20 protein-coding genes and 1 other annotated feature are annotated in these 17,006 nt (G+C 38.9%); of the genes, 5 read left to right on the forward strand and 15 right to left on the reverse strand.

Going from position 1 to position 17,006, the window contains the following annotated elements:
• Positions 1 to 66: 66 nt before the first annotated feature.
• The 3 genes from murB to lepA form a co-directional block, all read right to left on the reverse strand.
• On the reverse strand, positions 67 to 969 hold the full coding sequence (gene murB, locus EL079_RS03855; RefSeq protein ID WP_003025014.1) for a UDP-N-acetylmuramate dehydrogenase: 903 nt from the start codon (positions 967 to 969) through the stop codon (positions 67 to 69).
• A 194-nt stretch (positions 970 to 1,163) separates the two neighbouring features.
• Positions 1,164 to 1,808: a hypothetical protein gene (locus EL079_RS03860; protein WP_003025017.1), complete on the reverse strand. Its 645-nt coding sequence runs from the start codon at positions 1,806 to 1,808 to the stop codon at positions 1,164 to 1,166.
• A 108-nt stretch (positions 1,809 to 1,916) separates the two neighbouring features.
• Positions 1,917 to 3,740, reverse strand: a complete 1,824-nt coding sequence (lepA, locus tag EL079_RS03865) for a translation elongation factor 4 (RefSeq protein WP_003032853.1) — start codon at positions 3,738 to 3,740, stop codon at positions 1,917 to 1,919.
• Between the two features lie 136 nt (positions 3,741 to 3,876).
• Between lepA and EL079_RS03870 the strand changes: the two genes are divergently transcribed.
• Both EL079_RS03870 and pepT read left to right on the forward strand, forming a co-directional pair.
• On the forward strand, positions 3,877 to 4,692 hold the full coding sequence (locus EL079_RS03870; RefSeq protein ID WP_003032864.1) for a Cof-type HAD-IIB family hydrolase: 816 nt from the start codon (positions 3,877 to 3,879) through the stop codon (positions 4,690 to 4,692).
• Positions 4,693 to 4,824: 132 nt separating this feature from the next.
• The gene (pepT, locus tag EL079_RS03875; RefSeq protein ID WP_003032884.1) at positions 4,825 to 6,045 is read left to right on the forward strand and encodes a peptidase T; all 1,221 of its coding nucleotides are present in this window, start codon (positions 4,825 to 4,827) and stop codon (positions 6,043 to 6,045) included.
• A 59-nt stretch (positions 6,046 to 6,104) separates the two neighbouring features.
• Here the strand turns inward: pepT and EL079_RS03880 are convergent, their stop codons facing one another.
• Entirely contained in the window at positions 6,105 to 6,785 is a 681-nt protein-coding gene (locus EL079_RS03880) for a YoaK family protein (protein ID WP_018543458.1), read from the reverse strand.
• 39 nt (positions 6,786 to 6,824) lie between these two features.
• The gene (udk, locus tag EL079_RS03885) at positions 6,825 to 7,460 is read right to left on the reverse strand and encodes a uridine kinase (protein ID WP_003032866.1); all 636 of its coding nucleotides are present in this window, start codon (positions 7,458 to 7,460) and stop codon (positions 6,825 to 6,827) included.
• A 104-nt stretch (positions 7,461 to 7,564) separates the two neighbouring features.
• Between udk and EL079_RS03890 the strand changes: the two genes are divergently transcribed.
• Together EL079_RS03890 and EL079_RS03895 are read left to right on the forward strand one after the other, a co-directional pair.
• Positions 7,565 to 8,554 carry a Gfo/Idh/MocA family protein gene (locus EL079_RS03890; RefSeq protein WP_003032872.1) on the forward strand — a complete coding sequence of 330 codons (990 nt, stop codon included), beginning with the start codon at positions 7,565 to 7,567 and terminating at the stop codon, positions 8,552 to 8,554.
• Complete coding sequence (locus tag EL079_RS03895; protein WP_003032883.1) at positions 8,541 to 9,626, forward strand: DEAD/DEAH box helicase; 1,086 nt, start codon at positions 8,541 to 8,543, stop codon at positions 9,624 to 9,626. The genes EL079_RS03890 and EL079_RS03895 overlap by 14 nt, the downstream gene beginning before the upstream one ends.
• A 39-nt stretch (positions 9,627 to 9,665) precedes the next feature.
• On the opposite strand, the gene EL079_RS03900 is transcribed toward EL079_RS03895, so the two are convergent.
• From EL079_RS03900 to EL079_RS03930, 7 genes are all read right to left on the reverse strand, one after another.
• Positions 9,666 to 11,030, reverse strand: coding sequence for a polysaccharide deacetylase family protein (locus tag EL079_RS03900; protein ID WP_003032888.1), 1,365 nt, complete (start codon positions 11,028 to 11,030; stop codon positions 9,666 to 9,668).
• Positions 11,031 to 11,131: 101 nt separating this feature from the next.
• Complete coding sequence (gene gloA, locus EL079_RS03905) at positions 11,132 to 11,518, reverse strand: lactoylglutathione lyase (RefSeq protein WP_003032876.1); 387 nt, start codon at positions 11,516 to 11,518, stop codon at positions 11,132 to 11,134.
• Between the two features lie 274 nt (positions 11,519 to 11,792).
• Entirely contained in the window at positions 11,793 to 12,152 is a 360-nt protein-coding gene (gene rplT, locus EL079_RS03910) for a 50S ribosomal protein L20 (RefSeq protein WP_000124834.1), read from the reverse strand.
• Between the two features lie 46 nt (positions 12,153 to 12,198).
• A complete protein-coding gene (gene rpmI, locus EL079_RS03915) occupies positions 12,199 to 12,399 on the reverse strand; it encodes a 50S ribosomal protein L35 (RefSeq protein ID WP_003025048.1) in 201 nt (66 codons plus the stop codon).
• A 33-nt stretch (positions 12,400 to 12,432) separates the two neighbouring features.
• Positions 12,433 to 12,963: a translation initiation factor IF-3 gene (infC, locus tag EL079_RS03920; RefSeq protein WP_003025051.1), complete on the reverse strand. Its 531-nt coding sequence runs from the start codon at positions 12,961 to 12,963 to the stop codon at positions 12,433 to 12,435.
• A 15-nt stretch (positions 12,964 to 12,978) separates the two neighbouring features.
• Positions 12,979 to 13,108 (reverse strand) — a sequence feature (ribosomal protein L20 leader region).
• A gap of 26 nt (positions 13,109 to 13,134) precedes the next feature.
• On the reverse strand, positions 13,135 to 13,812 hold the full coding sequence (gene cmk, locus EL079_RS03925) for a (d)CMP kinase (RefSeq protein ID WP_003032869.1): 678 nt from the start codon (positions 13,810 to 13,812) through the stop codon (positions 13,135 to 13,137).
• A gap of 9 nt (positions 13,813 to 13,821) precedes the next feature.
• Entirely contained in the window at positions 13,822 to 14,271 is a 450-nt protein-coding gene (locus EL079_RS03930; protein ID WP_003032880.1) for an SAG1386/EF1546 family surface-associated protein, read from the reverse strand.
• Positions 14,272 to 14,316: 45 nt separating this feature from the next.
• On the opposite strand from EL079_RS03930, the gene EL079_RS03935 reads away from it, so the two are divergent.
• Positions 14,317 to 14,514: a ferredoxin gene (locus EL079_RS03935; RefSeq protein WP_003032851.1), complete on the forward strand. Its 198-nt coding sequence runs from the start codon at positions 14,317 to 14,319 to the stop codon at positions 14,512 to 14,514.
• Here the strand turns inward: EL079_RS03935 and EL079_RS03940 are convergent.
• The 3 genes from EL079_RS03940 to serB all read right to left on the reverse strand — a co-directional run bounded on the left by EL079_RS03940 (position 14,501) and on the right by serB (position 16,977).
• A complete protein-coding gene (locus tag EL079_RS03940; protein ID WP_003032886.1) occupies positions 14,501 to 14,995 on the reverse strand; it encodes an EbsA family protein in 495 nt (164 codons plus the stop codon). The two genes, EL079_RS03935 and EL079_RS03940, sit on opposite strands and share 14 nt — an antisense overlap.
• A 215-nt stretch (positions 14,996 to 15,210) precedes the next feature.
• Positions 15,211 to 16,323 carry a glycerate kinase gene (locus EL079_RS03945; protein WP_003032725.1) on the reverse strand — a complete coding sequence of 371 codons (1,113 nt, stop codon included), beginning with the start codon at positions 16,321 to 16,323 and terminating at the stop codon, positions 15,211 to 15,213.
• 3 nt (positions 16,324 to 16,326) lie between these two features.
• The gene (gene serB / locus EL079_RS03950; protein WP_003032671.1) at positions 16,327 to 16,977 is read right to left on the reverse strand and encodes a phosphoserine phosphatase SerB; all 651 of its coding nucleotides are present in this window, start codon (positions 16,975 to 16,977) and stop codon (positions 16,327 to 16,329) included.
• Between the last annotated feature and the right edge of the window lie 29 nt (positions 16,978 to 17,006).

Consider the following 17,006-nt stretch of genomic DNA (forward strand, 5'->3'; position numbering starts at 1 on the left):
ACAGATTAAAGTCTTGTCCTGACTGATTTTTTTAGAGAATAATATGAATGTTGCCGCTAGAGACACTCATTTCTCCCCAATAATTCGGACTTCTCTTTCCAAAGTCACACCAGAATGAGCTTTGACTGTCTCAATCACATGTGCAATCAAATTTTCATAATCTGCTGCAGTTCCATTATCAACATTGACCATAAAACCTGCATGCTTTGTCGAAACTTCTACCCCACCAATGCGATGCCCTTTTAAATTCGCTTCACTAATCAATTGCCCTGCGAAATGCCCTACCGGACGTTTAAAAACAGAGCCACAAGAAGGATACTCTAAAGGCTGCTTCAATTGACGAAGGTGTGTCAAACGTTCCATTTCTTGACGAATCACACGGTGCATTCCTGGTGCTAAGGCAAACTTGGCAGAGATCACCACATCACCTGTCTGTTGAACATAGGAACGACGATAGCCAAATTTCATGTCTTGAGCACTAATATTTTTTATTTCTCCATCCCGTGTCAGCACCTTACAAGAAAGTAAAATATGCGAAATTTCACCACCATAAGCACCAGCATTCATAAAGACAGCTCCGCCAATACTCCCTGGAATCCCGCAAGCAAATTCAAAACCTGTCAGGCTATGATGAAGTGCAATATGAGTCGTTTCAATGAGATTAGCACCTGCCTCTGCTTCAATGGTGTAGCCATCTACTGCCACTCCGTTTAATTTGTCAAACATAATCACAAAACCGCGAATACCACCGTCGCGAACGATGATATTGCTAGCATTTCCTAGTACCATCCAAGGAATCTGCTCCCGATTAGCAAATTTTACCACTCGTGCCAATTCATAACGATTTCGCGGAAAAACCAAATAATCTGCAGCTCCACCTACTTTGGTATAAGTGTATTGTTTCAAAGGTTCATCAAAACGGATATCAATTCCGTTTAATTCTGATTTTAACATTTCTAAAGTTGACATTTTCTCTCTCTCTTAAACAAAACTCAATCTATTATACCAAATTTAGCAAATATTTACGATAAATTGAAGAAAAATATTCTTTCAAAAAAGCCCCAAATAATGACAGAACACTTTCTTATAGCTTTCCAGACTATTTAAAAAGTGGATTGAAATCGCGATGCTTGTAAAATCACAATTTGAACTCCACTTTCCTTTTAAATTTTTGTTTTTTCTTTACTCAAACTCCATGTCTTTTCAATATAAGGAGGAAGCTTTATTAGGGTTTCTCGATTGCCTTCAAGTGCAATAAGATAAACTTTCTCGTCCTTTTTGAAAATCCAACTAATCAAGTATTGACCTGATTTCATTATAACATTGACTTGATAGGCTTCGTTACCTGCAACTGTACTTTTTGAGCCTCCGATTTTCTTTACGCCTGCATTGTTTTGCCAATTGTAGTAAATGCGATTAGCAATCGTTTGTGCCGTAAATTCTTCTCCTTCTTTGATGTTGGCTTTTTCTTTCGTATAGGCATTCATGGTCACAATATTATAGGCAGAACCATCTGTATATTGAATACTATCGCCACCATTTACATCAGTAAACTTCACCCACTTTTTAGGAATATCAATATAACCGTAATCATCCGAACCAACACGTTGCATTTCTTCCGTCTTCACATCTTTTTTCGTAACATTTGATGAACTTGAGCTACTGCTTTCTTTTGCAGATACTTTACTTGACGAAGATGACTGTTGTGATGATTTTGGTTTATTCCCTCCGCTTGAACTACATGCTTCTAGTATAAAGATAAGGAGTACCGCTAAAAATAAAATCAGCCAGCTCTTTTTCTTCTTCATAGCCAATTCCTCCTATCTTTTTATTTTAGCATATTTATTTAGAGTTCACAATTATTTCACGACACAAGAAAAGAGAGCATTCCACTCTCTTTATAACTTTTGTACATATCACTCATCATCCATGCTGAGGACGCTGAGGAACGCTTCTTGTGGCACTTCAACAGATCCGATGGCTTTCATCCGCTTCTTACCAGCCTTTTGTTTTTCCAAGAGCTTACGTTTACGGGAAACATCTCCACCATAACATTTTGCCAAGACATTCTTGCGCAAAGCTTTGATATCTGTCCGTGCCACAATTTTCTGACCAATTGCTGCCTGAATTGGCACTTCAAATTGCTGACGCGGAATAATTTTCTTTAATTTTTCAACAATCAATTTTCCGCGTTCATAGGCAAATTCCTTGTGAACAATGAAGCTAAGAGCATCTACTTTGTCACCATTAAGGAGAATATCCATTTTAACGAGACTCGACTTTCGGTATTCTGAGATTTCATAGTCAAAGCTAGCATAACCACGAGTTGAGGATTTTAGTTTGTCAAAGAAATCAAAGACAATTTCTGCCAACGGGATTTGGTAGATGACATTGACTCGATTTTCATCGATATAGTCCATAGTCACAAAGTCACCGCGTTTACGCTGAGCCAATTCCATGACTGCTCCGACAAATTCCTGCGGCACCATAATCTGTGCTTTGACATAAGGCTCTTCAATGGAATCAATCTTGGTCGGTTCTGGAAATTCGCTCGGATTGGAAACATCAAGGGATTCGCCGTCTGTCATATTAACCTTGTAGATAACCGACGGTGCCGTCATAATCAAGTCAATATTAAACTCTCTCTCCAAACGTTCCTGAATCACATCCATGTGGAGCAAACCGAGGAAACCACAACGGAAGCCAAAACCTAAAGCTTGAGAAGTTTCGGGCTCAAATTGAAGACTAGCATCATTAAGCTGAAGTTTTTCCAAAGCTTCCCGCAAATCATTATATTTATTGGACTCAATCGGATAAAGTCCAGCAAAAACCATCGGGTTCATCTGCTTGTAGCCATGCAGAGGTTCTGCGGCTGGATTGTCCGCTAAGGTCACCGTGTCTCCGACCCGAGTATCCTGCACCGTCTTGATCGAAGCTGCGATATAGCCAACATCCCCTGTTGCAAGAAAATCTCGTCCAACAGCTTTTGGAGTAAAAATACCCACTTCAGTTACATCAAAAGTCCTGCCATTACTCATGAGCTGAATGGTATCACCTGGCTTCACAACTCCGTCCATCACGCGCACTTGCAAGATAACCCCACGATAAGCATCATAAACTGAGTCAAAAATAAGAGCCTTGAGTGGTGCAGTCACATCTCCTGTCGGCGCAGGAACTTTCTCCACGATTTGCTCTAGGATCTCTTCAATCCCGATACCAGCTTTAGCCGAAGCCAACACAGCTTCACTTGCGTCCAAACCAATGACATCTTCAATCTCAGTCCGAACTCGCTCTGGGTCAGCAGCAGGCAGATCAATTTTATTGATAACAGGTAGGATTTCTAGATCATTATCCAAAGCCAGATAGACATTGGCTAAAGTTTGTGCCTCAATACCTTGAGCAGCATCAACCACCAAAACAGCCCCTTCACAGGCTGCCAATGATCGCGATACTTCATAAGTAAAGTCCACATGCCCTGGTGTATCAATCAAATGAAAAATATAAGTTTCACCGTTCTTAGCTCTATAATTGAGTTCAATCGCATTGAGCTTAATAGTAATACCCCGCTCCCTTTCCAAATCCATACTATCTAAAAGTTGAGCTTGCATTTCTCGGCTGGATACAGTATCCGTTGCTTCCAAAATTCTATCTGCCAAAGTTGATTTACCGTGATCAATATGCGCGATAATGGAGAAATTTCGAATCTTCTCCTGCCGCTTTTTTAATTCATCTAAGTTCATTTTTCTCATCCTTTTCGGGTATTCTATTTATTATAACATAAGGCAGGTGACTTTTACCAGTCTTGAAAAAGCATTCCATATCTCGTTTCATTTGTGCTATAATAAAAGTAAATACATTTACAGAAATGAGGGGGCTATGATTAAATTAATCGCATTAGATATGGATGGTACGCTTTTAAATAGTCAAAAAGAAATTCCCCAAACACATATTCAGGCTATTCATCAAGCTATCGAAAACGGAGTGAAGCTCGTTCTTTGTACAGGTCGTCCCTTGGTCGGAGTGAAACCTTACTATGAACAATTAGGACTGAGCGGAGAAAACGAATATGTCATCATTAACAACGGTTGCTCTACTCATCAAACAAAGGATTGGAAGCTTGTTGATTGGAAAGAGCTAAGTGCGGAGGATATGCTTTATCTGGATAGAATCGCCAAGCAGACTCCTGCCCAACTAACTCTTTTTGACGAAGAACGCTATTTAGTAGTTGACGAAAAACCAAGCGACCTAGTCACCTATGACGCTAGCCTTGTCTTTACAACCCCAACAGAAATCAGTCTCGAAGAAGCTATCAGCGGCAAGAATATCATGTTCCAAGCTATGTTTCTAGCACAGCCTGATGAATTAGACACCTTTGAAAAGCAATTTGCAAGCCAGATTTGCCAGCATTTCAGCGGTGTTCGTTCCCAACCAGTCATTTACGAAGCTATGCCCAAAGGCACTACTAAAGCGACTGCTCTTAAGGAATTAGCTCAACGATTAGATATCAACCCCCAAGAAATTATGGCAATCGGTGATGCCAATAATGACATCGAAATGCTAGAGTTTGCAGGTCTCGGTGTGGCTATGGGGAATTCTAGTGACTATGTTAAAAAACTCGCTGATTACGTTACAGATAGCAATGATGAGAACGGTGTCGCTACAGCTATTGAAAAACTCATTTTAAATAACTAATAGGATGAATCATGAGCTTCTTTTCAAGTTCATGATTTTTATTGAGAATATTGTCATTCTTTCACTATTTGTAAATAGCCTTCCCTCTCAAAATATGATACACTAATTACATCTATGCAAAAAGGAGAACTTATGAACTACCCTACTCTTTTAGAACGTTTTTTGACTTATGTAAAAGTAAATACGCGTTCAGATGAACATTCTACGACAACACCAAGCACACAAAGCCAAGTAGATTTCGCCAATAACATCCTCATTCCTGAGATGAAACGCGTTGGTTTGGAAAATGTATATTATTTACCAAATGGCTACGCTATCGGTACTCTTCCTGCAAATGACCCAAGTTTCACACGCAAAATTGGTCTCATTTCCCACATGGACACCGCAGACTTCAATGCAGAAAGTGTCAATCCGCAAATCATTGAAAATTATGACGGTGGCGTGATTCCACTGGGGCAATCTGGTTTTAACCTTGACCCTGTTGATTTTGCTAGTTTAAAAAAATACAAGGGACAAACCTTGATTACAACTGATGGAACAACCCTTCTCGGCTCTGATGATAAATCAGGTATTGCTGAAATCATGACAGCGATTGAGTATCTAACAGCTCATCCTGACATCAAGCACTGCGAAATTCGAGTTGGCTTTGGTCCAGATGAAGAAATAGGTGTCGGAGCTGACAAGTTTGATGCGACAGATTTCGATGTAGATTTCGCTTATACGATTGACGGTGGACCTCTCGGAGAACTTCAATTTGAAACTTTCTCTGCAGCTAGTGCAGAAATCACTTTCCAAGGACGCAATGTCCATCCAGGGACAGCAAAAGGACAAATGATCAATGCTCTGCAATTAGCTATTGACTTTCATAATCAATTACCAGAAGGTGCTCGCCCAGAGCTGACAGACGGCTACGAGGGCTTCTACCACCTTATGAATGTAGAAGGAACTGTCGAAGAAGCAAAAGCAAGTTATATCATTCGTGACTTCGACACAGCAACTTTTGAGCAACGCAAAGAACTCATGCGCTCCATTACTAATAAGATGAATGAAAAACATGGTGAACGAGTTCATTTAGAACTGAAAGATCAATACTACAATATGCGCCAAGTCATTGAAAAAGACATGACACCTATCAATATTGCAAAGGCTGTTATGGAAAAATTGGACATCAAACCGATTATCGAACCTATTCGTGGCGGAACAGACGGCTCAAAGATTTCCTTTATGGGCATTCCGACACCAAATATCTTTGCTGGTGGTGAAAATATGCATGGACGCTTTGAATATGTCAGTCTGCAAACAATGGAACGCGCCGTTGATACTATTATTGGTATCGTTTCTTACAAAGACTAACATTCCATAACTCTATCAAAAAACTGCAACTCTCATCAAAGCTGAGTTGCAATTTTAATTTATCTTCTGCGAATGTATTGCACCATTCTAAAAGTTAAAAATGCTAGTAAAATAATAGCTACGAGCCAGATTGTTTTCAACAAATAAAATTGTATCAAATAAATGGAAACAATCGCTCCTGTCACAAAACTTCCTAATAAAGCAACGAAGAAAATGCCTTCTGCTAAGCAAGTTTTTTCTTTTGTCCGCACATAAGTACCAAAAGCTACCATTGTTTTTTTGATATTGCCTGTCATAAAAGAATTATTGTAGACAATGCCATCCACTTCACCAAAAGCCGTTGCCACCAACCCCATACAAAAACCAATCGGCGGAACAATGAAAAGATTAGACACGGTTGCTGGTAGAAATCCTGTAAGCCCACAAAACAAAATCAGTGGGAGAATGCTGGACAAGCGCCATAAAGAATTTTCAAAGCTATTTTTGAAAATGGTTAACACAAAAATGCCTAACATAAAAGCCAGCATCGTTGCCAACTTCACTTCTATTTCCCCTGTCTCATGATGAATCAATTCAACTGACAAGAACACAACGTTTCCTGTTTGACCCGCAACCAATGTCCCGCCTCTTTCAATAAATGTATAAGCATCAATAAATCCCGCACAAAAAGTCAGCAGACAGGCAAAAAATTTCGAGCGCGAATGAAACTCTCTTTTTCTTTTTACATTATTTATCATCATCACCTAAAAAGTCTAGCACTCCCTCACTAGACTTCCTTTCTATTGCTCTCTTGCTTCTTGCAAGATTTTTTCAATTTTCGTTGTAATCAAATCAATCGCCACTGTATTAGAAGCTCCTTCTGGAATAATCACATCCGCATAGCGCTTGGTAGGCTCAATAAATTGATGATACATGGGTTTTACCACACCTAAATATTGCTCAATGACACTATCTAAACTACGTCCACGCTCATCCATATCTCGCTTAATCCTGCGAATGATCCGAACATCATCATCTGTATCCACAAAAATCTTAATGTCCATTAAATCACGTAAGCGTTTGTCCTCTAAAACCATAATTCCTTCTACAATAAAGACATCCTGTGGGTCTTGACGATACGTTTTATCACTGCGTGTATGAGCTGTATAGTCATACGTCGGAATATCTACCGGACGTCCTGCCAACAATTCCTTGATTTGCGCAATCATCAAATCTGTATCAAAAGCAAAAGGATGGTCATAGTTGGTCTTAATCCGCTCTTCAAACGTCAAATGTGACTGATCCTTATAATAAGAATCATGCTCAATCATAGCAATCTTTTCATTTGGAAAATTTGATAGAATAGCTCTCGAAACACTGGTTTTTCCACCACCAGATCCACCAGTCACGCCAATAATAATCGGTCTATTTTGCATTATTCACTCCATTTTTTATCATCTTATCTATTTTACACCAAATCATGATATAATGAAAGAGGTAAATCAAAATAAATGACAAGATAAAAAATAAGGAGAAAACGATGTTAAAACTCGGAACGATTGGAACTGGAGACATTGTTCACCAATTTGTCAAGGCTGCTCATTCGACAAAAGACTATCAACTGACTGCGGTATATTCACGAACGATACATGCTGCTCAAGCATTTGCCAGTTATTACGAAAATGTAGATTGCTACACAGATATGGCTAATTTTTTAACTAGTGATATAGACATTATTTATATTGCAAGCCCCAACTCTCTGCATTTCCCGCAAGCAAAAGCTGCTATTTTAGCAAGCAAACATGTGATTGTGGAAAAGCCTGCTGTTTCACACCCAGAAGAATGGGCCGAATTGGTAGCATTGGCGCAAGAACAGCATGTTTATATCTTTGAAGCAGCTCGTAACTATCATGAGCAATCATTTGATGTCATTTCAGATTTTCTCAAAAACAAAACGATTCTTGGGGCACATTTCACCTATGCCAAGTATTCTTCCAAAATGCCAGCTCTGTTAGCTGGACAAGAGCCAAACGTCTTTTCTGCTAAGTTTTCAGGCGGTGCTCTAATGGACTTAGGCATTTATCCTGTCTATGCAGCCATCCGACTTTTTGGAGTACCAGAAAATGCCTATTACACCGCTCATCAATTACCAAATACTGTCGATCTAAATGGAGTAGGAAGCTTAATCTATCCAGAATTTCAAGTGACTATCCAAACCGGAAAAAATATCAATAGTTTTTTCCCTGCTGAAATTTATACAACAGACGGTACACTGACCTTAAATTCGATTGAATTCATTACTTCGGCTGTTTTTCAAGATTTAAATAAAGAGAAAAAGACTCTTGAAATTGTGCGCTCTTCTCACACCATGGCAGAAGAAGCCAAACGATTCGCTCAAGTATTGAGCGGTGAGATAAAACAAGAAATTTACCAAAACTGGCTAGACGCTGCTGCTGCCGTGCATAAAACTCTGTTTAGCATGCGACAAGATGCCGGTATTAGATTTGAGGCTGATCATGACAACAACTAATTTCCCTCAAAGTTGGCAAAATCAACTTACCAAACTTGGCTTTGAGTATTTAACTCCCATTCAAGAACAACTCTTTCAACCTATTACAGACGGTGAAAATGTCCTTGGGATAAGCCCTACCGGAACTGGAAAAACACTTGCCTATCTTTTTCCTAGTCTTCTAAAACTAAAGCCTAAGAAATCCCAGCAATTACTTATCTTGGCTCCCAATACTGAGCTAGCTGGACAAATTTTCGACGTCACCAAAACATGGGCTGAACTACTTGGCTTAACAGCTCAGCTCTTTCTATCTGGCTCCAGCCAAAAACGACAAATTGAACGGTTAAAAAAAGGCCCTGAAATTCTCATCGGGACGCCAGGACGCATTTTTGAATTGATTAAACTAAAAAAAATCAAAATGATGACTGTCGATACAATCATTCTGGATGAATTTGATCAATTGCTTAGTGATTCACAATATCACTTTGTTGACAAAATTATTCACTATGTACCTCGTGAACATCAATTGATTTATATGAGTGCTACTGCTAAATTTAAGCAGGATAAAATTGTTGAAAATACAATCCAAATCAAAACAGAAAATCAACAACTTGATAATATTCGTCATTTTTATATGCAAGTTAAACAGCGCGACAAAGTTGAATGCTTGCGTAAGCTAGCTCAAGTTTCAGAATTTCGTGCGCTTGTCTTTTTCAATGCCCTATCAGACTTAGGAAGCGCTGAGGAGAAGTTGCAATATCGTCATATTCAGGCTGTGTCCTTGGCTAGTGATGTCAACATTAAATTCCGTAAGATTTTCTTGGAGCAATTTAAAAACGACGAGCTTACACTCTTACTCGCCACTGACTTGGTAGCTAGAGGAATTGACATTGATTCTCTTGAGTGCGTCATCAACTATGATCTACCTCGCGACCTTGAAATCTATACACACCGTGCTGGACGGACTGGCCGTATGGGCAAAGAAGGCTATGTTATTACATTCATCACTCATCCAGAAGAATTAAAAACACTAAAAAAATATGCTCACGTTCAAGAAATTATCTTAAAAGATCGTGAACTCTATGTGAAATAAAAAGGATAGGAAACAATCATTTCTATCCTTTTTTTCTATCTAATTTGCACCGTAATATAGCCGATGTCCTTCCAATTGATGATTCAGAAGTTCACTAACTGTAACCAAAGTGTACCCATTCTTTTGCAAATATTCAATCACACTCGGCAAGGCATTAATGGTTGTTTGATGAATATCATGCATTAAAATGATTGATCCTGGACAAGTCTGCTTTTTCACTTGCTCCATGATAGACCCAGTATTGCGATTTTTCCAATCCAAGCTATCCACATTCCACATGATAAAAGACATATCAACAGCATTTCGGATTGTATCGTTGCTAGCTCCATAGGGTGGACGCATCATTTTTGGACTCTCTCCGATAACAGCCCGAAGTGCTGCTTGTGTATCCTCAATCTGTTTTTTTGCTTGCTCAAGAGCAAGAGTTGGTAATTGTGGATGACTCCAACTATGATTGCCAATCTCATGCCCCTCATCATGAACACGTTTGACAAGTTGCTCATTTCCAGCTACATTTTTCCCCAACATGAAAAAAGTTCCTTTGACATGGTATTTGGCTAAAATATCCAAAGCCTGCGGTGTCGTTACTGCATTAGGACCATCGTCAAACGTCAAAGCTACTAATTTTTGCTGTTTTTTAGCTTGATAGGACTGATATGCTGCCAAATCCTCTTCCTTTAAATAATGCTCATCAATTACCTCATATAAGGCTGGTAAGGCGATTTCCACCTTTGAAACTCGCTCATTGTTTTTATAAAATAGATTGAGTTTTCCTTTTTCATAACTGAATGTCCATTGGGAGATATCTCTTGTTTGAAATGCTTGTAGAATCTTCTGTCCTTCTGTTTTATGGAGAGCGGTGATTTGCTGCTGCATTTCTTCTAGCAATAACTTTTTGGCTTGCTCAGTATTTTTAAAAAGTCGATTTAAGCTAAACAATTTATTATCAGACGACATGTAAAGTGAGTCCAAAACTTCTTCTCTAGCCTTTCCAACTTTCGTAGTCAATACTGGATAAGAAATTCGCTTGATTTCAACTTGCTTTACTCCAGAAAAATTTGTCTCTGTAAAATAACTCACATAAAAAATAAGGTTATCGTATTGCGATGCTTGACTTTGTTTATCTGAAAATTTCTGAATATCGGCATTGATTTTCTCTTTAATAACACCAATATCTTGCTTACTCTCTATTAATGGATAGTAAGACGTAATGAGCCGACTTCCTACACGTCCTGTCTGCTTTCGTACTGAACCATGATGATATTTGGTATCTGCCCTTTTCAGAACTTGTGAAATTTGTCGATTTAATTTTCTTTCTTGTAGCAATTTTCTAATCCGAAAACTCCCAAAAATAATAATCATTAAAAAAGCGACATTTAGGACAATGAGAAGTATTTTTTTCACTACACTACCTTTCTATCTCGTCTCTTTCGTTTAAAAAAGACTTTACCTACTAAAAAAGGCTAAAATAGTTTCAAGCCTTTCATTTGCAATTATTTACAAACTTATAAAGTTTTTTCTTGAATCACTTCAACTTTATAACCATCCGGATCCTTAATAAAGTAATAATTCGGCTTTGTTCCAGGAAGTCCATTTGGCTGTGTAACCTCATATCCTTTAGCAGTGTGTTCAGCATGAAGCTGCAACAAATCAGGCGTACTCAAAGCCACATGAGCAAATCCATCACCAATCACATAAGACCCGTGTCCATAATTATAAGTTAATTCCAACTCATACTCATCACCTTCAAGTCCCAAATAAACAATTGTAAATTGATGTTCTGGGAAGTCCTTGCGCCGTAATTCTTTAAATTCAAATGCATCTGCATAAAATGCAATAGATTTTTCTAGATCTTCCACTCGCAAGCACGTATGCAACATTTTAGAAGCCATAACATCCTCCTTTGCTTTTTTCCATTATATCCTAAATCACGAATTTTCTCCAGTTTTAGCTAAAAAAATAAGGAGTGGGATCGAACTAAACAAAAATTTAGTCCCATCCCGCTCCTATAAAGTTGCTGAGTTAAAAAAACGAATAGCCTTGAGATTTGTTTCGCACATTCTATCTTGCAATCTCAAGGCTCTTCTTTGAACAACCAACCATTGCGTCGTTGGTCTATGACACAGTATAATTTAAGGCCGGAAACATTCTCCCAGCCTATTTTCATTATTTACCTAATTTTGCTTTAGCTGCATCTGCAAGAGCTGTGAAAGCTGCTGCATCGTTGACAGCTAAGTCCGCAAGCATTTTACGGTTGACTTCAATTTCAGCCAATTTCAAACCGTGCATCAATTGTGAATATGACAAACCATTCATACGAGCTGCCGCATTGATACGTGTAATCCACAATTTGCGGAAATCACGTTTCTTTTGACGACGGTCACGGTATGCATAGTAGTAAGAGTTCATTACTTGTTCTTTTGCTGTGCGGAACAAGATATGTTTTGCACCATAGTAACCTTTAGCTAATTTTAAAATACGTTTACGACGTTTGCGTGATACAACGCCACCTTTAACACGTGCCATTTATATTTCCTCCAATATTTCCTAGAATAATCTGCTACAAAGTCTCTTATTTAAGACCTGTCAGCATTGCTTTGATACGTTTAAAATCTCCTGAATGCACCATTGCTGCTTTACGAAGATGACGACGTTGTTTTTTAGTTTTTCCGTGGAAACGGTGAGAAGTGTAAGCACGGAAACGTTTCAAGCCACCAGAACCTGTACGTTTGAAACGTTTAGCTGATGCGCGGTGTGTTTTTTGTTTTGGCATGATATTTTTCTCCTTTTTCTAACTTCTGACAGATTACTTTTTGTCAGGGATTGGTGCTAACTGCATGAACATTTGACGTCCATCCATTTTAGCTCTTTGTTCAATAATCGCAATGTCTTGCGTTGCTTGAGCAAAGTCGGCTAATACTTTAGCTCCGATTTCTTTGTGAGTAATCATCCGCCCTTTAAAGCGAATAGAAACCTTCACTTTATTTCCTTTTTCAAGGAACTTACGTGCGTTGCGAAGTTTTGTATCAAAGTCACCTTTGTCAATCGTTGGACTGAGACGAACTTCTTTCACGGTAACAACACTTTGCTTTTTGCGTTGTTCTTTTTGTTTTTTCTGATACTCAAATTTGAACTTTCCATAGTCCATAATTTTTGCAACAGGCGGTTTAGCTTGTGGTTGAATCAGAACAAGATCCACATTTGCATCGTCAGCAATCGCTTGCGCTTCGCTAAGTGGTTTAATGCCCAATTGCTCACCATCAAGACCGATCAAACGAACTTCACGTACACGAATTTCATCATTGATGAATAAGTCTTGTTTTGCTATGGTTTTCACCTCTTTTTTATTTTTAGAGAAAAACAAGAGCGGACTTGCTAACGCAAGCCCGCACTACATGATAGTATTTCATTTCTGAAACTTAATCCGTAGAACCAGACAACGTTAGTCGCAAGGCGAGAAGCTCTCACTTCTGCTTTTCTCAACTTTTATATAATATCAAGTTTCAGATTATTTGTCAAGGATTTTTTTAGCTTTTTCTTCGATAAAAGCCACAACTTCAGCAATTCCGATACCCGTTGTATCAAAATGAATGGCATCAACTGCTGGTTTTAAAGGAGAAACCGCTCGGTGACTGTCTTTATAGTCCCGCTCTGCAATTTCTTTTTTCAAAGTTTCTAAGTTCGTCGGAATGCCTTTTTCAAGATTTTCTTTATAACGGCGCTCAGCTCTTTCGTCAACTGAAGCTACGAGAAAAATTTTTAATTCCGCATGAGGTAGCACAACCGTTCCAATGTCACGACCATCCATGACGATACCACCTTGAGCAGCAATTTCTCGTTGTAAATCCACCAACTTTTCTCGTACTTCTGGAATTGCAGATACCCAAGAGACATTATTGGTCACTTCGTTTTCACGAATCGGATGCGTCACATCTACATCTCCGACAAAAACAAGCTGCTCCCCATTTTTATCACGCCCAAAACTAACTGGATAAGTGTCTAATAATGCGACAATTTCAGACCACTTTTCTGCCGATAAATCATTCTTTAAAGCTAAGTAAGTCGCCGCACGATACATAGCGCCTGTATCCAAGTAAGTGTAGTCGAAATCTTTCGCAATAATCTTAGCAACCGTTGACTTTCCGCTTGAAGCCGGACCATCAATGGCAATTTGAATTTGTTTCATTCTACACTCCTATCGAATTTTCACCACATCACCTGGATTGGCATACCAAGCACCTGTCGTCATGTGAGAAGGATTTAAACGCTCCAATTCAGCAATCGAAATCCCTGCACGCGCAGCAATGGCCGCCTCACCTTCTCCAGCTTGAACGGTAAGCGTTCCTTCAGATGATTGCGTTTGACTGCTATCACTTGTTGCCTTAGAAGACTCTGGAACGCTAGAACTTTCACTTGGTTTGCTGGTAGCCTTAGTATTATAAAAGCCCTGTGTTGCTGCTTTTTTGCTGCTTCCGCCAGTTGATAAATAAATCATCATACCTACAATTGTAATCACCATGATGAAAAAAATAACCGCTAAAATTGTCAACACACGATTGGCCACTACATCGCTCGTTTTTTTACTTCTCGTCAATTCTTTTTCTCCCTTGTCGTAAATATCTTCTTCCCATGGTTCCTTTGCCATGACTTCCTCCTTGTATTTTTTTAAAATTCCGATTACAATATGAGTATGAAAGTTACACTCATTCCTGAACGATGCATTGCCTGCGGGCTTTGCCAAACTTATTCTGAACTATTTGATTATCATGACAATGGCATTGTTAAATTTCATCAAGAAGATGAACTTCTGGAAAAAGAAATTCCTGAAACACCTGATGTTATTGAAGCTATCAAAAACTGTCCTACAAAAGCTCTTAAGAAAGAGTAGTTTTTTTAGGATGAGCATAATAGGTTTCAAAATAGTCTACGTGGGTGAAGTTGTCCATTAGTTCAACTTCACCTTTAAAATGGTCATTCAAAGCCAAAGCATTTACAAAATACTTCTTAGGCCACTTACGCATACAAAACGTACGGCCTTTTTCTTTGCCATTAAAGAAAAGAGTGATAGAAGTTTTTGTCACTTCTACTTTACGAATTGTTGAAATTTCAATCTTTGAAGGTGTGAATGGATTTGCCGTAGTAATTCTCAAAATCCCGTCATCGTATATAGTGAAATATCTATGTACGCCAATCCCTAATAAGACCATAAAGAGAAAGAAAGAGAAAAGAACTAAAAACGGAACTTCTGAACTCTCAAATAAAAATGCAAAACCTATAAAAATCGGAATGACCGATAAAGACCAATAAATGATTAGAAGAGAAAGATCTGGTTGCCAATGATAGCGCAACTGACCAAATATCTTTATCATGTCTACACCCCCTCTTATATAGTTTATCATAAAAAAAAGAAAAATGGGAGTGAGATTGGACAACAAAAGAAAAAATTAAGGAAGTGAAAGAATACTAGCTCTAATCCCTTATTAAATTAGTCGAAAATGGCAGATGTGATAGAGATAATCGCCTCAACGAAAATGCAAATAGGTCAAATTCCACTTTCTCAAGATTCAGCCGATAGAGTTAAATCTTATATTTTCATTTTTAATAGATTTCCAATATTTTGAGCTGTTCGGATGAGATTTTCTTCTGCCTTGGCTAGAATAATAGCTAGAGGTTCGACTTGAGAAATGATTGGGAAAGCAGCTTGAATGTTTTCTACTGGAAAAGCAGGTAAGTCATCACTTAGACTCCCACAAATAGCGATAACGGGGACATTCCTTGGTGTTCTTCTTGCCAATCCAATCGGGGCTTTGCCTGCCAAACTTTGTTGATCCATTCGTCCTTCACCCACGATGACTAAATCAGCCCTTTTGACACGATTATCAAAATCAAGCAAGTTAAGACAAGTGTCAATTCCTGAAACAATTTTTCCATGAGCAAATGTCACCAGACCAGCCGCCATTCCTCCTCCGGCACCTGCACCAGCTAGCGAAAAAATTGTTGGATTAGCCTGTTTATAAAAAGTCGCCATTGCCTGATCCACTTGAGAAAATAGCAGAGCGGGCAAACCTTTTTGTCCTCCAAAGACGTATGTGGCGCCGTTTTCACCACAGAGAGGATTCGTGACATCTGTCAAAATCTGAATGTCCAGATTTTCCAAAATTGCAGGAACATTATCAGCTGAAATGCGAGCCACACGACCTAAAGACGCACCTTTTGCTTGAAGCAAATGATTGTCTTTATCAAAAAATTCATAACCCAGCCCAGCTGCCATTCCAATTCCACCATCATTGGTAGCAGAGCCCCCTACGCCAATATAAATTTGCCGCACACCTTCCTTGGCTAGATACAAAATTAACTCTCCCAAACCTCTAGTTTCAATGTTCAGAGGATTTCTTTTTTCTGGCGAAATAGAGGCTAAACCAGCCAAATCAGCCATTTCAAAGAGAGCTAGATCGCCTTTGCGAGCATATTTCATCGAAACAGGTTCTCCGAAAGGCCCAGTTACGATGTGAGTATAAGTGTCTAACTGCAAGGCTGCAGTTAGAGCTGCCATTGTTCCCTCACCACCATCTCCAATGGGTAGCAAGTCAAATGTTGCTTCAGGGAGTGCCTTGGAAAAACCTGCTTTTATAGCCTCTGCAACACTTTGAGCTGATAAACTTTCCTTAAAAGAATCCGGTGCAATTAAAACATGCATGACTTAGTCCTCGCTTTCTATCCCCTCTAAAAGTTTTACAACGTGATACAAGTCCGTTTGATTGATTTGATACGGCGCTTGTTCTCTCACAAGAGGCTTGGCGTTAAAAGCAATCCCGATTCCTGCCGTCAATATCATCGGGAGGTCATTGGCACCGTCTCCTACAGCAATGGTTTGAAACAGAGTCAAATTATTTTCCTCTGCCCACTGCTTTAACATGACTTTTTTGACTTCTTTTGTGACAATTGTTCCTAAAACTCTACCTGTTAGCTTACCGTCTTTCACTTCCAAACGATTAGCTTTTATGTAATCTACATTCAATTTCTCTGCTAATTCGTCTACCATTTCATGAAATCCTCCTGATACAACGCCAACCTTGTATCCACGCTGATGCATTTCCTCTATCAACTCTTGAGCACCTTTGGTAAAATGAATTTGCTTAAAAACTCGTTTAAAAATTGTTTCAGGAAGTCCTTTGAGCAAGGCCACGCGTTCTATCAAAGCTGTCTCAAAATCATATTTCCCTTGCATAGCCCGTTCTGTAATGGCTGCGACTTGCTCACCAACTCCTGCTGCAGCACCTAGCAAATCAATTCCTTCTTCTCTAATCAAGGTACTGTCTACATCCAGTACCAATAATCCTCTTGTTTTCACATCATCACCTCATATATTGCTTGTATTAT

It is taken from the genome of Streptococcus anginosus (assembly GCF_900636475.1).
Taxonomy (GTDB): Bacteria; Bacillota; Bacilli; order Lactobacillales; family Streptococcaceae; genus Streptococcus; species Streptococcus anginosus.

Coding starts and splice junctions, on each gene's coding strand:
- murB (WP_003025014.1), bottom strand. CDS start 969: ATGTCAACTTTAGAAATGTTAAAATCAGAATTAAACGGAATTGATATC.
- EL079_RS03860 (WP_003025017.1), bottom strand. CDS start 1,808: ATGAAGAAGAAAAAGAGCTGGCTGATTTTATTTTTAGCGGTACTCCTT.
- lepA (WP_003032853.1), bottom strand. CDS start 3,740: ATGAACTTAGATGAATTAAAAAAGCGGCAGGAGAAGATTCGAAATTTC.
- EL079_RS03870 (WP_003032864.1), top strand. CDS start 3,877: ATGATTAAATTAATCGCATTAGATATGGATGGTACGCTTTTAAATAGT.
- pepT (WP_003032884.1), top strand. CDS start 4,825: ATGAACTACCCTACTCTTTTAGAACGTTTTTTGACTTATGTAAAAGTA.
- EL079_RS03880 (WP_018543458.1), bottom strand. CDS start 6,785: ATGATGATAAATAATGTAAAAAGAAAAAGAGAGTTTCATTCGCGCTCG.
- udk (WP_003032866.1), bottom strand. CDS start 7,460: ATGCAAAATAGACCGATTATTATTGGCGTGACTGGTGGATCTGGTGGT.
- EL079_RS03890 (WP_003032872.1), top strand. CDS start 7,565: ATGTTAAAACTCGGAACGATTGGAACTGGAGACATTGTTCACCAATTT.
- EL079_RS03895 (WP_003032883.1), top strand. CDS start 8,541: ATGACAACAACTAATTTCCCTCAAAGTTGGCAAAATCAACTTACCAAA.
- gloA (WP_003032876.1), bottom strand. CDS start 11,518: ATGGCTTCTAAAATGTTGCATACGTGCTTGCGAGTGGAAGATCTAGAA.
- rplT (WP_000124834.1), bottom strand. CDS start 12,152: ATGGCACGTGTTAAAGGTGGCGTTGTATCACGCAAACGTCGTAAACGT.
- rpmI (WP_003025048.1), bottom strand. CDS start 12,399: ATGCCAAAACAAAAAACACACCGCGCATCAGCTAAACGTTTCAAACGT.
- cmk (WP_003032869.1), bottom strand. CDS start 13,812: ATGAAACAAATTCAAATTGCCATTGATGGTCCGGCTTCAAGCGGAAAG.
- EL079_RS03930 (WP_003032880.1), bottom strand. CDS start 14,271: ATGGCAAAGGAACCATGGGAAGAAGATATTTACGACAAGGGAGAAAAA.
- EL079_RS03935 (WP_003032851.1), top strand. CDS start 14,317: ATGAAAGTTACACTCATTCCTGAACGATGCATTGCCTGCGGGCTTTGC.
- EL079_RS03940 (WP_003032886.1), bottom strand. CDS start 14,995: ATGATAAAGATATTTGGTCAGTTGCGCTATCATTGGCAACCAGATCTT.
- EL079_RS03945 (WP_003032725.1), bottom strand. CDS start 16,323: ATGCATGTTTTAATTGCACCGGATTCTTTTAAGGAAAGTTTATCAGCT.